We start from the raw sequence: 18,527 nt of genomic DNA, 5'->3' as shown, positions 1-18,527 counted from the left end.
CTTCGCGTGAACATGAAGGAAGTAGATTACCTTATTATAGGGCAGGGAATTGCGGGTACCATGCTGAGCTGGTTCTTACTCGAGGAAGGGAAAAGGGTGATCGTGATTGATGACGCGAAGCCTAACAGTGCATCCCGGGTGGCTGCCGGTATTATTAATCCGGTTTCTGGCCGCCGGTTTGAGCCCGCCTGGATGTATGATACTATTTATCCGTATGCAAAAGCTATTTATCTGCAGCTTTCGGCTTTGCTGCAGGTGTCGGTTTTTACAGCGCGTCAGATATGGTCCGTATTCCCATCGGCCCAAATGCAATCTGCTTTTCTTCAAAAAACTTCTGACAGTGCTTATACCGAAGTGCCATCAGCCCTACGGTATGAAGAATTTCTGGATCAGCCTCATGGGGCTGCTATTGTGGAAGGTGCTACTATCAACTTATCTTCATTTCTGCCAGCCTACAGAAAATATTTGCATGATAGGGAAAGCCTGAAAGCTGAACATTTCGAGTTGGCCAAGCTTGAATTGTTGGAAAAAGGGGTGAGGTATGGTGACTTACTGGCAGAGAAGATTATTTTTTGTGATGGAGTAGCTACCTCAGCCAATCCATATTTTGAGAAGATCAAGTTTCTGCCAAATAAAGGGGAGGTTTTGCAAATAGAAGTGCCGGGGTTGGTGACGAATGATATTATCAAGAAAAGTATAACATTGGTGCCGCAGGATAACGGACTGTTCTGGGCGGGTTCATCCTTTGTGTGGGATTACACGGATGACCACCCTACAGAAGCGCAGCGGTTGATATTAGAAAAAAGCCTGAATCAGCTTTTAAAAGTACCATATATAATAAAAGGACAGTTGGCGGCAGTAAGGCCAAGTGGAAATGACCGCAGGCCGATAGTGGGGTTTCACCCGGAGCACCCGGCTATTGGTGTATTCAATGGGCTTGGTACAAAGGGCTGTTCCTTAGCTCCTTATATGGCTTCACATTTCAAGGATGTGCTTGTTAAAAACGCTGTACTGATGCCGGAGATTGATGTAAAGCGATATTTTTAACATAGTTCGGACAGGAAATGCCCGATTCAAACCTTATCTTTGCCACCTTTATGGGCTAAATTGAACAACTGGGTAGTGGTCGCCAATTCAGACAATTCATCCCGTAGGTCAACCATAAATTAAATAAAATCAATTATTTACGCATGTATAGGACGCACACTTGCGGAGAGTTAAGAATGGAACAGGTAGGTCAGGAAGTAACCCTGGCCGGATGGATTCAGACAGTGAGGAAATTTGGAAGTATCAATTTCTTTGATTTAAGAGACCGATACGGAATTACTCAATTATTATTTGGAGAGAACCTGAATCCGAAATTGGATGCTCAGCCTTTAGGACGTGAGTTTGTGGTTCAGGTAACAGGAGTTGTAACAGAGCGTTCTAGCAAGAATAAAAATATACCAACCGGTGATATTGAGATCACGGTTACTGATTTTAAAGTATTGAATGCAGCGAAGACTCCGCCATTCACTATTCAGGACGATACGGATGGGGGAGATGAATTAAGGATGAAATACCGTTTCCTTGATTTGCGCCGTAATATAGTAAGACAGAATCTGGAGTTACGTTATCAGGTGGGTCGTGCTGCCCGTAACTATCTTCATTCTGCCGGGTTTATTGATGTTGAAACTCCGTTTCTGATCAATTCTACACCGGAAGGAGCCCGAGATTTCGTGGTACCAAGCCGGATGAACCCGAACCAGTTTTACGGACTTCCGCAGTCGCCACAAACTTTCAAGCAGTTGCTGATGGTAAGCGGTTACGACCGTTACTACCAGATTGTAAAGTGCTTCAGAGATGAGGACTTAAGAGCTGATCGTCAGCCTGAGTTTACACAGATCGACTGTGAGATGAGTTTTGTAGAGCAGGAAGATATTCTGAGTACATTTGAACATATGCTGAAGCATATATTCATGGAAATAAAGGGTATTGAATTTACCGAGGCATTTCCACGGATGACCTGGGCAGAAGCCATGGAGTTCTATGGTAACGACAAGCCAGATATCCGGTTTGAGATGAAATTGGTAAATTTGAATGATACCGTAAAAGCAAAAGGCTTTAAGGTATTTGATGATGCTGAGCTTGTTGTGGCAGTAAATGCTAAAGGCTGTTCGGAATATACCCGTAAGCAGTTAGATGAGCTGACAGAATGGGTGAAGCGTCCGCAGATTGGCATGAGCGGTCTGGTATATGTGAAGTATAATACTGATGGTTCGCTAAAGAGCTCTGTGGATAAGTTTTTTGACGAAGAGCAACTGAAATTATGGGCTCAGCAATGCAAGGCAGAACCGGGAGATTTAATTCTGGTACTGGCTGGCAAGGAAGAGCGCACTAGAAAAGCGGCCAGCGAGCTCCGCCTTGAGATGGGAGAACGCCTGGGATTACGCAACAAAAACGAGTTTAAACCGTTGTGGGTGGTAGACTTTCCTTTGTTTGAATATGCTGAAGAAGAGAACCGTTGGGTGGCCCGTCATCATCCGTTTACGTCGCCAAAGCCTGAGCATATTTCCTTAATGGACGATCCTTCACAATATGGTAATATTTTGGCCAACGCCTACGATATCGTGTTAAATGGTACGGAAGTTGGAGGAGGCTCGATCCGTATTTTCCAACGAGATCTGCAACAAAAGATGTTTGCAGCGTTAGGTATGAGTAAAGAGGAAGCGGAACGCAAATTTGGATTCTTATTAGGTGCTTTTGAATATGGTGCACCACCACATGGAGGGATAGCCTTCGGATTTGATCGCCTGTGTTCGCTGTTAGGTGGAAGTGAAAGTATCCGGGATTTTATCGCCTTCCCGAAGAACAATTCCGGCCGCGACGTTATGTTGGATGCTCCTAGTGAGATCGATCAAGCACAACTTAATGAATTGAGAATCAGTCTTGTAAAAGAATAAATGCTGGTCATTAACGTATCAATAACAGCCTAAAAACTGGTTTGGCACTTGCCGGCATAGTCTTTGCAAGTATAGAGCTTTCGTAGCGAAAAATCCCCTTTGAGTTGGCAAACCGCCGCGTCAAAGGGGATTGGTATAAAATATTGTAACAATTTTTTTAACGAACGATTAACGAACGAGTATCGAGAAGAGAGAAGAAGAGTAAACTTATTATTTAATTTTTTAAAGTTAATATTGCGGTGTGATCTGATGTGATCATCGTTGATATGTGAAGTAAGAAAATGATGCTGAAAACAAACAAACTATCACCTACAAAAAGTAGTACTACCATGGGAATTTCTACATTCTTCAAGCGGACAGTATGGTCATTTGCGGTGTTAATTATGCTAATGCTCGGCAATGTTGGGTTTGCGCAACAATCAACAAACAATTACCTTTCAAAATTTAGTCCGGTATCTGTAAACCTGATGCAGGAAACCGGTATCCCGGCTAGCGTAATCCTTGGAGTAGCAATGCTGGAGTCAGGTACAGGCACAAGCCGAAATGCCAAACTGTTGCACAACCACTTTGGAATTGTAGGTAAGAACAACTTACACGAAATCAAACCTGGTCAACGTTCTGTCTATAAACAATATGCCAATGATGTGGCCTCTTACGAGCACTTTGTGGCAGTTCTGGCCAAGAAAAAATGGTTCGGAGAAATGAAGGGTAACCCTGAATTCTCTACCTGGTTGAAAAAAATGAATACTAGCGGTTATTCCTCTGCTGGTCACGAATGGATCAGAAGAGTTACTAACATTATTAATAAATATAAACTCTATAAACTGGACGCCAGCATGGATAGTGTTTCTGCGGAATCCGCTAAATGGTTAACCGTAGGAATGCCTGGAGCGAGCGAACAGGGTGCTGCTAACTGAAATTTATTATGTCCGGCAAAAATAAATCTGCCTATCCGTTCATTATTGTTATCGGAACTCTGGCATGTTTGGTGGGGCTCTCACAGCTCAATGTCAATCTTACTTATAAAGGGTTTCAATTTAGAAAACTGGACCTCCTCTCTGAGTTAAGATCACCAGACAAAAATAACCCGGACCAAGAAGAAATACTTACTGCTGCCAATAATGGCGGCAGTAAGCATTTTTCGAAAGACGACAGCACTACCACCACAACAACTACCGGCACTAACGCTGCCAATCCAGATCATACTCACGATTTCCTTTCCTATGCCGGAATTTTAGAGTATTCCTCTCCCGAAGCTGCCGATAACCCAGGACTGAAAAGATTCCTGGAGGCACTCAAAGATTTAAAAGCCGGAAAAAGAAATAAAGTGAGAATCGCCTATTTTGGAGATTCAATGATTGAAGGTGATCTGATTACCAGCGATTTACGCGATAGTTTACAACATTTTTTCGGTGGTGCAGGTGTTGGCTTCGTGCCAGTTACCTCCATTGTAGCTTCTTTTAGAACTACAATCACCCATACCTTTTCTAGAGATTGGAAGGATTATCATTATAAAAATTCTCCACCCTCAAACGTCCAACTAGGATTATCCGGACATACTTTTCTCCCAGGTAGCAATAGCTGGGTCAAATATTCTCCGGTTAAAAAACCACTACTGGACAAGTTTGATGAAATCTCTGTTTTATTCGGCCAGGGAAATAATGGTACTATCACAATTAATGACAGACCATATACATTAAACGGTAATCAAACCGTTAATAGACTGGACTTAAAACAAGATACTGCATCTCCATCTTTGCTCATGTCTTACTCGGGCAATACAATGCCTCTTTATGGCGTTTGTTTCGAAAGCGGAAATGGAGTGTACGTGGATAATTATTCATTCAGAGGAATCAGTGGAATAGAGCTCGGACATCTATCAGCAGCAATGATCCGGCAAATGCAGGAAGAAAGACACTACGATCTGATTGTAATGCACTATGGCGCCAATGTATTATGGAAGCCAGAACTGACAGATTACAGCTGGTACGAAAAACCAATGACGAAAGTAGTAGACTCTTTACGACAGGATTTGCCAGGAACTTCATTCTTAATTATAGGAACAGCAGATAAATCTTATAGAAAAGCGGACAAGTATGTTACCGCACCAGGAGTACCCGCACTCTTAAAAGTGCAACACGACCTGGCTGCAATACATGGTACTGCTTACTGGAATCTTTACGCCGCAATGGGTGGCGAAGGCTCCATGGTAAAGTGGGTAGAAGGTGATACGGTGATGGCCAACAAGGATTATACACACTTTAACAGAACCGGAGCAGCCAAAGTAGGTGCGCTGCTTTACAAAGCTTTAATGAATGAATACAGGCTGGCACAACAACCTTAAAAGGAAATTGGTAGCAGTACTCTCGTTACTGTTACTTGCTGGAACTGCAACCTATGCACAACAAAAGAATATTAACAGCATTGCTCAGGACTCCGCTCTTTACAATGTTTTCGATTCCTTTTCTGTTGCAAATACTAAGGTCATTTCCATAGTTCACCTGGGCGACTCCCATGTGCAGGCAGGCTATTTCCCTTTAGCTACTGCATCCCTTTTACAACAGGAATTTGGCTCCGCCGGAAGGGGCTACGTTTTCCCATATAACCTCGCCGGAACCAACGGCCCGGAAGACTTCAGATGGAATAGCACTGTCAGATGGCAATCTGAAAGAGTAGTGGATAGAAATAAATCCCCAATGCTCGGCCCTGGCGGTATTGTGCTTATTTCCCAAAATGATGCTCCCACCTTATCTTTTACCGGAAAACAAGACGCAACTATGGATAATAACTTCCGTAGAGTAAAGCTATTGTATGATGCCGGTAATACCAATAACTCACTGGTTGCTCCCGATGCTAATGTTTCTATCGCTTCGGTTGCCGATGCAGGCTCGCCTACTTTAAATCTGGCAACGCTCGACTTTCCGCAAACAGCTCAAACATTTCAGGCTCGCTGGGAAGGTACCGGCAATGGACAGTTCCGTTTCTATGGTGCCGTAATGGAAAACGGTAACAATGGTATCCTGTACAATAGTATCGGAATCAATGGTGCCATGTACCAGCAGTACAATGAAATCAGCAATACCCTGCTCACTCAGATGGCGGTACTTCAACCCCAGCTGGTGATCATTTCTTTAGGTACCAATGAAGCTTATGGAAAATTAGATCCTTTAGCTTTCAGAAATGAAATAGATAAAGCTGTTACTTTAATCAGGGAACACAATCCCAATGTCAATATCTTACTAACCACTCCTCCCGACTGTATGAAGGCCGTGAAAACTGCTCACAGAAAAAAGGTTGGTAAGAAGTACAGAACAACGTACACCACAAAGTATTACCCTAACCCATATATTTCGATGGTAACTCAGCAAATAATGGGATACGCCAGGGAACACGGAATTGCAAGCTGGAATTTTAATGCGGTTAATAAAGAGCAAAAGGATAGATTTGCAGGAGGATGGGCTCCCGATCATATTCATTTTAATGTGAGAGGATATCAAATGCAGGGTCAACTGCTGTTTGAAGCCCTGAACCAATCCTATACGCATTATATACAGCAAGTAAAGAAAAATTCACTGACTTCGAATGTTCAACGTTGATAAGCTCTTAAAAGAGCTTCTGTACGACCCGGCAAACCCGGTGCTGTTTAACAGCGGTTTCTTTTTTTACTTCTTCGCACTTTTTATTATGTGCTATCTGTTAGCCAGTAATAACAAAAGAGCAAGAGTTGTTATTTACACAGTATTCTCACTGTACTTCTTTTACAAAGCCTGTGATTACTATGTTGGGCTTGTAATCCTTTCTGCAATAGTTGATTATAACCTATCGCACTGGATACATAAAACTCCTAACAAGTCGACCAAGAAAACCCTGCTAGTCACGAGTATTATTCTGAACATAGGCCTGCTGTTCTATTTTAAGTATACCAACTTCTTTATAGGTATAGTAAACGATTTTACAGCAGGTCATATCCCGCTTTTAAACCTTATTCTGCCAATCGGGATTTCCTTCTATACTTTCGAAAATCTTAGCTACACAATAGATGTTTACAGAGATGAAATAGAACCGGTAAATGATTTCATGGATTATCTGTTCTTCCTTTCCTTCTTCCCTAAACTGATGATGGGACCTATTGTCAGAGCAGCCGACTTCATCCCCCAGATCTCCAAACCCTACAAACTTACGTCCGAAGACATCGGTAAAGGAATGTATCTGATCATGGCAGGATTATTCAAGAAAATGATCATTTCAGACTTTATCTATCAAAACTTCGTTCAATATATCTTCGACGACCCTAGTAAGCATACAGGTATCGAATGCCTCCTGGGTGTATATGGTTATGCACTCGTAATTTATTGCGACTTCTCAGGATATTCTGATATGGCATTGGGAATCGCCAGGTGGACAGGTTTCAAAATTCCACCTAACTTCGATTCTCCTTACCAAAGTTCCTCTATTACCGAATTCTGGAGACGCTGGCATATTTCATTGTCGAGCTGGTTGAGAGACTACCTTTATATCCCATTGGGTGGTAACAGAAAAGGAAAAGTAAGACAGTATATTAACCTGGCCTTAACCATGCTGATAGGTGGTTTCTGGCATGGTGCCAGCTGGAACTTCATCTTCTGGGGAGCATTACACGGAGGCGCACTCGCCCTGGATAAAGTGAGAATAGACTTCCTGAAAAAGAAGAAGGTTGTATTCCAGGGATGGAAAGCTAATTTATTTAAAATAATAGGTATCCTGGTCACCTTCCATTTTGTATGTTTCTGCTGGATCTTCTTTAAAGCCAGTACTTTTGGAGATGCCTGGGCATTAATTCATCAGATAGTCTACGATTTCCAACCAGAAATTGCGTTGAGTCTTTATGACGGATATACCGCAGTATTCTGGGTAATGCTTATGGGATTTGTACTACATTTCCTTCCTTCCAAAGCAGAAATCTCTATGGAAACGGTCTTGGGACGCATGCCGGTAGCAGGAAACATTGCGGTGTTGGTGATTTTTGTGTGGGTATTGGTTCAGGTGAAGACTACTGTTCCGATGATGCCTATCTATTTCCAATTCTAGAAAAATAACTAAACATATAACATGAAGGGCTAACCATTGGTTAGCCCTTCATGTTATAGTATATAGATTCTAAATTTTTAACCAGGGAATATAAACTTCACAGCAATTATCACTAAGGAGTGAGATAAAGAAGTGATTATTGCTCATTTTAAAATATCCTTCTCTGCATGAATTATTAATGAACTGATACATTGGCAAGCCTGCTTTTGCATAGCTCATTGGCATGATCAGCTTTTTATAATTACCGCCAGCTATACTTTTAGTATATAGCCTGAAATGCGGCTGAAAGTGACGTTGGATTTGTAAATGAGCTGCATTGTAGATAGGCAGCTTAGGAACCAGAATTCCTAAATACATTTTCATTCTGTGGTAGGGAGTTACCGGAACTACATCTAGAGTGCCTAGTACCACCATCGATTCATTGATGATCAGAGAGTCTTTAATTCCCATATGTTGCTGATGATACAAAGAATGGAAATACATCAGTTCCTGAATGGGATCGTTTTGGCCCGGTAGAATATTGTAATAGAGGGTACTCTCAGGTAGTTTGAGATCAATTGTTTTATCTGGATTGAAAATTAAGCTATTAGGGTCGTCATGCGGCGAAGTGATGATCTTTGCCCTGGTTAGCGTATTCTCTTCGTTCGAAAGGAATCTTCTGTTTCTGAAAGCGGTAGGAGATTCATTGTATAACTCACGAAAACCTCTGGAAAAACTGGCTAAAGTGTAGCCACACCTTTCGGCTATTTCAGCAATATTATAGCTGCTATGCCGCAATTCCCCGGCTCCGGCTTCCAGTCGCCTTCGTTTGTTAAAAGCTGCAAATGGTTCTCCATATAATGCAGCAAATTTATGAGAAAAATTATCTGGGGATTCATTGAGTCGATCTGCGACCTCTTTTAGATCAAGTGATCCAAAAGGGTCATCATGCGAAATTGCGATAGCATGCTCGATTTGACTTTTCCAATGAATTAGAGTGGATGGCTTCATATCATAGGAGCTTCGGTTGACTAATATACTAAAAATTCATCGATCAAATTGAAAATAGAAACCTTAATCTAATTATATTAACAACTGTCTGGTAAAAATAGAAATAGAGATCATATCTATAGATTTTTGATAAATTTGCGCAAAATTTGCTTGTTTCGATGCGTGCAGCCAAAATCTTGATTGTCATCGGTTTTTTCGTTTTTTCTTCCGTTTCGGCTAATGCACAATTTCTGATGGATATGATAGATACCACTACCGATTTGGGTAAGGGTATGATGTCTATGTACCAGAAGTATGATGCACTTAGGTTTAGCGGTTATATTCAGCCCCAGTTCCAGTATGCCCAGAGTAAAGGAGCAGCAAGTTATGCAGGAGGAGATTTCGGGCCGGCAGTAAATAACCGGTTTACGTTGAGGCGCGGCCGTATCCGGGTCGATTATGAGAGGTATAACAAAGTGGGAATGCCCGTTGTGCAATTTGCCTTTCAGTTCGATGGTACTGAAAGAGGGGTATTTATCAGAGACTTTTACGGTCGTTTTTTTGAAACAAAATTCAATTTGTTCTCCCTGGCTGGAGGAATGTTTGCCCGCCCCTTCGGCTATGAAGTAAACCTTTCTTCTGCCGATAGGGAAACTCCGGAAAGAGGCCGAATGTCTCAGATTCTTATGAAAACAGAAAGAGACCTGGGGGCTATGCTATCATTTGAGCCAAGAGTAAAAAATCACCCACTTGCTTTCTTAAAGATTGATGTCGGTGCTTTTAATGGCCAGGGATTAACCGGGCCAACAGATTTCGACAGCCATAAGGATATCATCAGCCGAATAGGTATCAAACCCAGGAAAATAGGACATTCAGGAATATTGTTATCGGGAGGGGTATCTGTATTATACGGAGGAATGGAGCAATTCACCAATAACATTTACAGGATGGGAACCGTAAACGGAGGTCCGGGTATGGTGGTGGATTCTTCAAAAAACAACGTTGGTAAAATTGCTCCGAGGCATTATTACGGTGCAGATTTTCAACTTAAAATCCCTAACGGAAAGGGAAAAGGGAGTACTCAGTTCAGAGCGGAATATATACGCGGACAGCAGACAGCTACTGCATTTACCACAGAAACTCCGGGTGTAATACCTGTTTTGCCTGATGGGAAATTGGCGCCACTTTACATCCGGTCATTCGATGGTGCTTACTTGTATTTTATTCAAAACCTGGGAAGTGACCAACATCAGGTGGTTGTACGCTACGATTGGTATGATCCTAATAAGAAAGTAAAAGGAACTGAGATAGGACGGCCAGGGGCAGGACTTACGCCTGCAGATATCCGGTATAATACATTGGGATTTGGATACTTATACTACGCAAACGAACATCTTAAATTCACCTTCTATTACGATTGGGTAAAGAACGAACATACTTTGCTCCCCGGGTATACAGAGGATCTGAAGGATAATATTTTTACTGCGCGAATGCAGTTCAGGTTTTAGGCTCGCGTTGCTCGATGGTTTCTCGCAAAGAGGCATAAGAAGCAAAGAGGCATATGGATCGAAGCGAATGTTATTAAGAACTGCTGACTGGTTTCTATTTGTGTTGAAACCTATCGGAAGTCCTTAAAAACATTCGCTTCGATCCTTATGCCTCTTTGCTTCTTATGCTTCTCTGCGAGAAAAAACGAGCAACGCGAGTTATTCTCTACCAGACTCGAGAGTAAATCCGAAGGTACTACCTATCTCGGGCTTACTTCTTACAGTAATTGACTGGTCGTGAGCTTCCACAATATGTTTAACGATAGCAAGGCCTAATCCTGTTCCGCCAATATCGCGGCTTCTGGCTCTATCGGTTCTGTAGAAACGTTCAAACACTCTTGGGAGATGTTCTTCAGCCATACCAATTCCATCATCGGAGATTTCAACAAGTACACGTTTGCCATCCATGCTATAGATGCTGGCAATGGTGTGTCCGTCTTGTTTTCCGTATTTGATGGAGTTATCAACCAGGTTTATTAATACCTGTCTGATTTTCTCTTTATCGGCATAAACCGGCTGCGGGGCTTCGCAACCTTTTTTAAAGCTAAACTTGATTCCTTTGCTGTTGGCTTTCAGGGAAAGTGTATCAAAAACATCTTTAATAAGGTCCTGGATAATAAATACTTCTGCATTTACCATCATTTCACCGCTTTCCAGTTTGGAGATCTCGTCGAGATCATCGATCAGCCGGCAGAGGCGATCAATATTTTTGGTAGCATTTTTCAGGAACAGTTTATTGACGTTTGGATCTTCCAGTGCGCCATCCAGCAGGGTGTGAATATAGCCCTGAACAGCGAAGATGGGAGTCTTAAGTTCATGGGAAAGATTTAGCAGGAATTCTTTTCTGAATTCTTCATTTCTGCGAAGGTTTTCCAATTCTTCTTTTTTCTGACTTGCCCATTTTTCAACGTCTTCACTTACCTCTTCTATTGTTTTTGAAGGGAGAATGTTTTTTTGAAAAAATTCTTCCCGTTTAGAAGCTTTAGTTTGATAAATGAATTTGTAGATCAGCTTTATTTTTCTGTAGATAAAGTTCTGAAGGGTATAGAGGTATAAGTAATAGGATACAAGGAAAGTAAGCACAAATGCGCCCAGAACTACCTGCCAGGAACCGTCTACCACCCAACTGCCCAAAGCAATGACAATTGAAATTATTAATGCAGTAAATCCCGCCAGTTTCTGCGGGGATAGGTTTTTAGCTTTAAACATACTCCAAAGTGAGTAATTATTATAATAATGGGAAATTACTTTAAATTTCTTACTTGCCATAAAAAGGAGTAGAACCCGCACGCCGGTGGGGCTACCAATGTTGAATTTTTTGTTTTGGTGGAATAGACAGGAGTTCGGGTATGCCTGGGTTTACATTTCGAATTTGTAACCCACTCCCTTTACTGTTGTTATCAGATCAATACCTATTTTCTGACGGATTTTTCGGATGTGTACATCTATCGTACGGTCACCTACAATTACTTCTGTACCCCATACCTGATTCAGTATTTCATTTCTGAGGAATACTCTGCCTGGTTTGGATGCCAGTAATTGTAACAGCTCGAATTCTTTCTTAGCAAGAATGATTTCCTGGCCTTTGTAAGTAACTGTAAACTTCTCACGATCGATGATCAGATCACCTAGAGTAATGCTTGTTTCTTCTGGTTTGTGAATACGACGGAAGAGGGCATTGATTCTACTTACTAATAATTTCGGCTTAATGGGCTTGGCAATATAATCGTCAGCACCCATGTTGAGGCCATCTACTTCTGATTTTTCATCGTTCAATGCTGTCAGAAATAATACCATAGTATCTTTAAACTCAGGAATTCTTCTGATTTCCCGACAAGTATCGATACCATTTTTGTTAGGCATCATGATGTCTAACATAATAAGATCCGGGCGGAATATTTTGGCTTTTTGTATAGCCTCTATACCGTCTTTAGCAGTTACCGTGTCGTACCCCGCTGTCTTAAGATTGTAGCTGATAATTTCCAGAATATCCAACTCGTCATCTACTACCAGTATTTTTCCTGCTACCGCTTGGTCTACCATAAATATTGCTTTTAAAAAGACGCAACAAAATTAAAACGCCTAAACCGTGATTAATGGAATGATAACATTATTAAATTGTTAAATTCAATGTCAGACAGGCTTTCGGCGTGTTTCTGCAAATTTACACCATTATTCGAAAGCATTCGATATCGCATATTTCGGCTATTTATAGCAGAGTGACAACTATGATGTTAAAGGTTTTTTTTGTTTCTTACATCAAATTGTATCCTTTTATAGTCATCCACTTGAAAAGGAATATTGTTGAGAGAAAAAATTAATATTTAACTAGCTATAGATTAACAGATAGAAATACAGGATTGGCAAACTCTGTATTTTGGTTGTAAATTTGCTATTTCGTCCACCGGACAAGTATACTAGTATGAGAAGATTTATAACATTATGGCTGTTGGCAGTAATGTCGATTAGTGTGGCACAAGCGCAAGCTCAGAGTTCTCACTCCATTCCAATCACGCGACAAGGCTTTCACGATAATATCGATAAAGAACAATCTGCTGCCCTGCGATTCGATGGCAAGGCCGACGATCTTGTAAAGGTATCTGATGATCAGACTATCAACCTTCAGGTTACTAATGCCCTGATTAAGGAGGTAGATGATATGCAGAAGGAAATCGAGGCGAATGATTCCCTCGATCACAGGTTAAAGGTGAAATACCTTTCAGGGATTTATGTAGTACTGAAAGATTACAATTACAAGCGAGCTCATCATAATATTGAGCCTGAAGAAGCTGTTGTAATGATTCAGGCCTACGATAAAATGATGCATGCCGATATTAAAGGCCAGACTATTGCCCCTTATGTAAAAAGTCTTTCATACGAAGCAGCTGAAAAAATAGTTGAAATTTTTAAGGACAATCCTGGATATAAAGATGCTAAGGGAACAGTGTTTTCTAAGTTTGCGTTCAATAACCTGGAAAACATCATGCCGAGGTTGAGCGAGTATATCAATTATCCGGGTACAGATTCCATCATTGCAGCGGTAGCGCGTAAATATCCTAATCAGGTACTTACCTATGCTACCTCCTATACTCCGATGGCTAATACCATTAAAAGAAACCCTGACCCGATTGTACAAACGATTGTACGAATTGGCCAATCACCTCAAAGCACTAAAATTCTTCCATTTATCGATGAGATAATTGCAGGAACTATAACAGTAGACAAACTTGAGTCGATCGCCGATAACGACTATCTGTATTATAAACAAATGGTGAAATCTACCATCGCTCTTCAAAAAATGAAAAGCGAAGGTCAACAGCCCTTTGGAATAAAAACAATGAATGAAAACATGCAGGCCAAATCACTGCATTATATCCGCACAGTTAACGACCTGCACGAAGAATCTGCTCCGGTTAGGTTTGCAATTGTGAAAAACTTTACTCCCGAAGAGCTTTACTATCTGATTATCAACGGTCAGGAAGAATTATATACATCAAGCTATACCAACCACAACAATGCAGGCCTCTACGACCAGATGATGTTGCGTATGAAGCCTCCACGTGGCGATAGTTTGTTAATGGTCGTGAATTTCGACAGATTCAAGAAGTTCATCGCTATGGCTGCCGGCTTCAATACACTCGATAACTTTTTGAAGTCGATGGCACAGGAGAACTCCAATTATCTGATGCAGAAATACGTACAGAATCTGGAGAAAACTGAGGATCTGGAAGATGCAGTGGATGTAGCTAATTCTTTTGGTAGTATCCGCGACCCTAAGTTGCTGGATTTCCTTCGTCAGGAAGTTCGTAAAAACCTTAGCTACGTAAAGAAACAGAACGATAAAAGAGGTACCGTAATCTATCAGTTGTTGAGCAGCCTGTTCGAAACAGAGTCTGCCAATGAAAATGATGCATCCAAAGCGTCTGATATGTCGGCACGCCTGTCGTTGCCTCCGATCAATCACGTTGCCTTTAGTGAGCTGCAATCAGATAGTGGAAAGGTTTATCAGCAGGTATTCTTTTATGGAGATAAGGATGGTACTGAATCTTTTGCCAGCTTCATGTCTAACTTCCCATCTTCAGAATGGAAAATAAATAAGAACAAATATTGGGTAACAATTTCTTCTCTGAAAGGAGGTACTACCATATTCGCCAATCTCCCAATTGATGAGCCTGGTGATAAGGAGGCAATAGGAAAGTTGTCTGATTACCTGGATGAAAACGATATTCATCCATCAGTATTTATACATCGAGGTCACAGTTATCATATCAACACAACTTTAGAAAATCTGCAAAGCAGTGCTAAAATTGTGGTATTAGGTTCCTGTGGTGGTTATCACAACCTGGCAACTGTATTGGAAAAAGCACCGGATGCACATATCATTTCTTCCAAACAGGTGGGTACCCGTTTTGTAAACGAACCGATTATTCACAATCTGGAAGATCAGATTCGTGCAGGAAAGAATGTAGATTGGGTATTAATGTGGTCGCAACTGGCTAAGAAATTTGCCGGTGATGCCCGTAACCGGGAGTTATTTAGCGATTATATCCCTCCGCATAAAAATCTTGGAGCCATATTCATTAAGGCATATAAGCAGATCATGAAATAGCTCGCTGGCTCGCTTGTTTCTCGCAAAGGGGGCAAAGATTAATTAAAGGAACATAAGGATCGAAGCGAATGTTTTTAAGTGTTATTGTTTGGTTTTTATTTCAGATAGAAACTGATCGTAAAACTTAAAAACATTCGCTTCGATCCTTATTACGTATTAATATATCTTATGCCCCTTAATATTTAGTCTCTGCGCCTCTGCGAGAAATTTTGTAGGTTTGTTATATAGTTTAAACCTGGCACCATTGGAAAAACTCGCGGGAAAGAAAGTATTCGACTTTAGTTTATTACGCCGTATATTCTCATTTGCGGCTCCATATAAAGGCTCCTTTTACATCTCAATGATATTAACGGTAGTATTGGCAGCAATATCTCCTTTACGTCCGTATTTAATTCAGGTAACAGTTGATAAATACATTGCCAACCAGGTGATGAATATGTTGATTCTGGTTACCATCATACAAATAGGCCTGCTGATTCTTGAAACGATCGTTCGTTTCTTTTTCTCTTATCTCACCAACTGGCTTGGACAGTCGGTTATTAAAGATCTCAGGGTAACAGTGTATAAGAAGGTAGTACATCTGAATCTGGGGTTCTTCGATAAAACCCCGATAGGAACACTGACTACACGTACCATCAACGATATAGAAGCAATCAATGATGTGTTTTCCGAAGGGATTATTTCTATAGTGGCAGATATTCTGATGATCATAGCCATTCTTGTTGTGATGTTTATAGAAGATTGGAGGTTGACGTTAGTCAGCTTATCTCCGTTCCCGATATTGATTTTTGCTACTTATATCTTTAAGGAGAGCGTAAACAAATCGTTCTATAAGGTTAGAAATGCAGTATCAGCACTAAATGCTTTTGTACAGGAGCATTTAACCGGTATGGTGGTTGTGCAGGCATTTACATCGGAGAAGAGGGAATTCGCCCGTTTTAAGAATATCAACAAGGAGCATAGAAAGGCTAATATTGATGCCATTTTTGCGTATTCGGTATTCTTCCCGGTAGTGGAAATTATTCTGGCAATTTCACTGGGTTTGATGGTATGGTGGGGGGCCAACAAGGTCTTAAACTATGAAGTAACGCAGGGAGTAATGATTGCGTTTATCATGTACCTGAATATGTTATTCAGGCCGCTGCGGATGCTGGCAGATAAGTTTAATACCCTGCAAATGGGAATGGTAGCAAGTGAAAGGGTATTTAAGGTATTAGACAATGAAGATTACATTCCGGATAATGGTACCCAGTCTGCGGAGCAGATGAAAGGCGATATTTTGTTCGATCATGTATATTTTGCTTATGTAAATGAGCATTATGTGTTAAAAGATATCAGTTTTCATGCGAAGCCGGGAGATACAGTGGCTATTGTAGGGCATACGGGATCTGGGAAAACAACCATTATTAGTATCCTGAACAGGCTTTATGAAATTCAGAAAGGAAGTATTAAGATAGATGGGGTTAGTTTACCGGATTATTCGCTGGAGGCCTTGAGGAGTAAGATAGGGGTGGTGTTGCAGGATGTATTTTTGTTTGCGGGATCTATTTATGACAATATTACGTTGCATAATAGTAACATAAGTAGACAGGAAGTAGAAGATGCCTCAAAATTGATTGGTATTCATGATTTTATAATGCAGTTGCCGGGCGGTTATGATTATAATGTGATGGAGCGGGGGAGTACACTATCGTTGGGGCAGCGGCAGTTGATTTCATTTGTGAGGGCGTTGTTGTATAATCCGGCCATTCTGGTGTTGGACGAGGCTACATCGTCTGTAGATACAGAGTCGGAGATGATGATCCAGCGGGCAATTGATAAGCTGATTGCGGATAGAACCTCCATTATAATAGCGCATAGGTTATCTACTATCAGTAAGGCAGATAAGATCATCGTATTGGATAAGGGAGAGGTAAAGGAGATGGGAACGCATGATGAGTTGTTGAAATTGGAAGGATTTTATTATAAGTTGCATAGTATGCAGTTTAAGTCGGAGAAAGTGTAGTTGCACGCAAAATAAATGGTGAAAAAATATATATGACAAACTTTAGGTGAGCCTAAAAAAACTGGTCAATTTCTTTAAAAAAAAGTCAACTTTTTTCTTGATATAATAGACTGATTATCAATAACCTTATAATATATCTTCCTTTTTTTTCGTAGTCGCCTATTTTTAAAGCTAAAAACGAGTATCTTTGCGCAAAATTTCAGAAAACGGTGATTTCTTTCAATTGGTTAAAACATAGAATGGTAGCACTTGTGATGGTTATAGGCCTTCACGGTATTAGTAATTTTTCCTTTGCAGAGGAGGCGCATGCAACAAATGTTGAGAAATCTACTCCTGCAGAGGGAGAAGAGAAACCTAAGTTTGATGCAAAAGAAGTTATTCTGGGCCACGTTAAGGATGCTCACGACTGGCATTTGTTCAGCGTGGGAGAGAATCATGTAACGATGCCGTTACCGATTATTATCTATAATCCTACCCGCGGGCTTTCTGTATTTTCTTCTTCCAAATTCCATCATGGTCATGAAGCTTATGATGGGTATCGTTTGGTAGATAAGCATTATGTACATGAGAAGGGTTTAGACCCTGCGAAATATCCTACCGGTACTATCATCGCTGTAGATGGCAATGATAATCCGATAGAGGAGAAATTTTACGATTTCTCTATGACTAAGAATATAACTTCAATGATTATCGCTGCTATCTTGCTGATTCTGATTATGACCAGCGTAGCTAAGGCATACAAAACCCGTGGGGCTAAGAAAGCGCCTAAAGGGTTACAAAGTTTGCTGGAGCCGGTGATTTTATTTATTCGTGATGAAGTAGTTCGTCCGAACATTCCTGGTAAAAAAGCGGATAAATTCACTCCATTTATCCTGACTATATTCTTCTTTATTCTGATCAACAACCTGTTAGGACTGGTTCCCGGATCAGCTAACGTAACGGGTAATCTGGCAGTAACATTTGCTTTGGCGTTGATTAGTTTTGTGGTGACCATGTTATCTACTAATCGTCATTTCTGGGCACATATTCTGAATCCTCCTGTACCTTTCCTGATGAAGTTCATCCTGGCGCCGGTAGAGTTGATCGGAGTATTTACCAAGCCAGTATCATTGATGATCAGGTTATTTGCCAACATGATGGCGGGTCACATTATTATTCTGAGTATTATATCTCTGGTATTTATATTTGGAGCAATAAGCGCGGTAATTGGTTACCTGTTTCTGCCTGTAACTATTGGTTTTAACATTGTGATGATGATGTTGGAATTGCTGGTAGCATTTATTCAGGCGTTCATCTTTGCCAACCTGACTGCAGTATTTATTGGCCAATCAATGGAAGGTGCTCACCACGATGAGGCACACCATCACTAATAGAGTAATTATTTAAAC

The 18,527-nt window shown here is 40.9% G+C and carries 13 protein-coding genes; 10 read left to right on the top strand and 3 right to left on the bottom strand.

Annotation, left to right across the window (positions count from 1 at the left end; genetic code table 11):
* Positions 1-12 precede the first annotated feature (12 nt).
* The 6 genes from DVR12_RS08035 (at position 13) to DVR12_RS08010 (ending at position 8,009) form a co-directional block, all read left to right on the top strand.
* Positions 13-1,047, top strand: a complete 1,035-nt coding sequence (locus tag DVR12_RS08035) for an NAD(P)/FAD-dependent oxidoreductase (protein WP_116975158.1) — start codon at positions 13-15, stop codon at positions 1,045-1,047.
* Between the two features lie 143 nt (positions 1,048-1,190).
* On the top strand, positions 1,191-2,942 hold the full coding sequence (gene aspS / locus DVR12_RS08030; RefSeq protein WP_116975157.1) for an aspartate--tRNA ligase: 1,752 nt from the start codon (positions 1,191-1,193) through the stop codon (positions 2,940-2,942).
* A 281-nt stretch (positions 2,943-3,223) separates the two neighbouring features.
* The gene (locus DVR12_RS08025) at positions 3,224-3,859 is read left to right on the top strand and encodes a glucosaminidase domain-containing protein (RefSeq protein ID WP_116975156.1); all 636 of its coding nucleotides are present in this window, start codon (positions 3,224-3,226) and stop codon (positions 3,857-3,859) included.
* 8 nt (positions 3,860-3,867) lie between these two features.
* Positions 3,868-5,286, top strand: coding sequence for an SGNH/GDSL hydrolase family protein (locus DVR12_RS08020; protein WP_116975155.1), 1,419 nt, complete (start codon positions 3,868-3,870; stop codon positions 5,284-5,286).
* On the top strand, positions 5,258-6,538 hold the full coding sequence (locus DVR12_RS08015) for a GDSL-type esterase/lipase family protein (protein WP_116975154.1): 1,281 nt from the start codon (positions 5,258-5,260) through the stop codon (positions 6,536-6,538). Before DVR12_RS08020 ends, DVR12_RS08015 begins: the two co-directional genes overlap by 29 nt.
* Positions 6,525-8,009 (top strand): MBOAT family O-acyltransferase, encoded by a 1,485-nt coding sequence (locus tag DVR12_RS08010; RefSeq protein WP_116975153.1) that lies wholly within the window; start codon positions 6,525-6,527, stop codon positions 8,007-8,009. Before DVR12_RS08015 ends, DVR12_RS08010 begins: the two co-directional genes overlap by 14 nt.
* 69 nt (positions 8,010-8,078) lie before the next feature.
* On the opposite strand, the gene DVR12_RS08005 is transcribed toward DVR12_RS08010, so the two are convergent.
* Positions 8,079-8,999, bottom strand: a complete 921-nt coding sequence (locus DVR12_RS08005) for a helix-turn-helix transcriptional regulator (protein ID WP_116975152.1) — start codon at positions 8,997-8,999, stop codon at positions 8,079-8,081.
* A gap of 158 nt (positions 9,000-9,157) precedes the next feature.
* On the opposite strand from DVR12_RS08005, the gene DVR12_RS08000 reads away from it, so the two are divergent.
* On the top strand, positions 9,158-10,486 hold the full coding sequence (locus DVR12_RS08000; RefSeq protein ID WP_233522200.1) for a porin: 1,329 nt from the start codon (positions 9,158-9,160) through the stop codon (positions 10,484-10,486).
* Positions 10,487-10,684: 198 nt separating this feature from the next.
* On the opposite strand, the gene DVR12_RS07995 is transcribed toward DVR12_RS08000, so the two are convergent.
* Both DVR12_RS07995 and DVR12_RS07990 read right to left on the bottom strand, forming a co-directional pair.
* On the bottom strand, positions 10,685-11,794 hold the full coding sequence (locus tag DVR12_RS07995) for a sensor histidine kinase (protein WP_116975151.1): 1,110 nt from the start codon (positions 11,792-11,794) through the stop codon (positions 10,685-10,687).
* A gap of 90 nt (positions 11,795-11,884) precedes the next feature.
* Positions 11,885-12,568 (bottom strand): response regulator transcription factor, encoded by a 684-nt coding sequence (locus tag DVR12_RS07990; protein WP_089758690.1) that lies wholly within the window; start codon positions 12,566-12,568, stop codon positions 11,885-11,887.
* Positions 12,569-12,947: 379 nt separating this feature from the next.
* Between DVR12_RS07990 and DVR12_RS07985 the strand changes: the two genes are divergently transcribed.
* The 3 genes from DVR12_RS07985 (at position 12,948) to atpB (ending at position 18,509) form a co-directional block, all read left to right on the top strand.
* Entirely contained in the window at positions 12,948-15,134 is a 2,187-nt protein-coding gene (locus tag DVR12_RS07985) for a hypothetical protein (protein ID WP_116975150.1), read from the top strand.
* A 244-nt stretch (positions 15,135-15,378) separates the two neighbouring features.
* Positions 15,379-17,139 carry an ABC transporter ATP-binding protein gene (locus DVR12_RS07980; RefSeq protein WP_116975149.1) on the top strand — a complete coding sequence of 587 codons (1,761 nt, stop codon included), beginning with the start codon at positions 15,379-15,381 and terminating at the stop codon, positions 17,137-17,139.
* A 239-nt stretch (positions 17,140-17,378) separates the two neighbouring features.
* Positions 17,379-18,509: a F0F1 ATP synthase subunit A gene (gene atpB, locus DVR12_RS07975; RefSeq protein WP_233522198.1), complete on the top strand. Its 1,131-nt coding sequence runs from the start codon at positions 17,379-17,381 to the stop codon at positions 18,507-18,509.
* Positions 18,510-18,527 lie beyond the last annotated feature (18 nt).

The sequence above is a fragment of the Chitinophaga silvatica genome (genome assembly GCF_003419895.1).
Taxonomy (GTDB): domain Bacteria; phylum Bacteroidota; class Bacteroidia; order Chitinophagales; family Chitinophagaceae; genus Chitinophaga; species Chitinophaga silvatica.
This window is presented reverse-complemented; position numbering and strand designations above follow the sequence as displayed.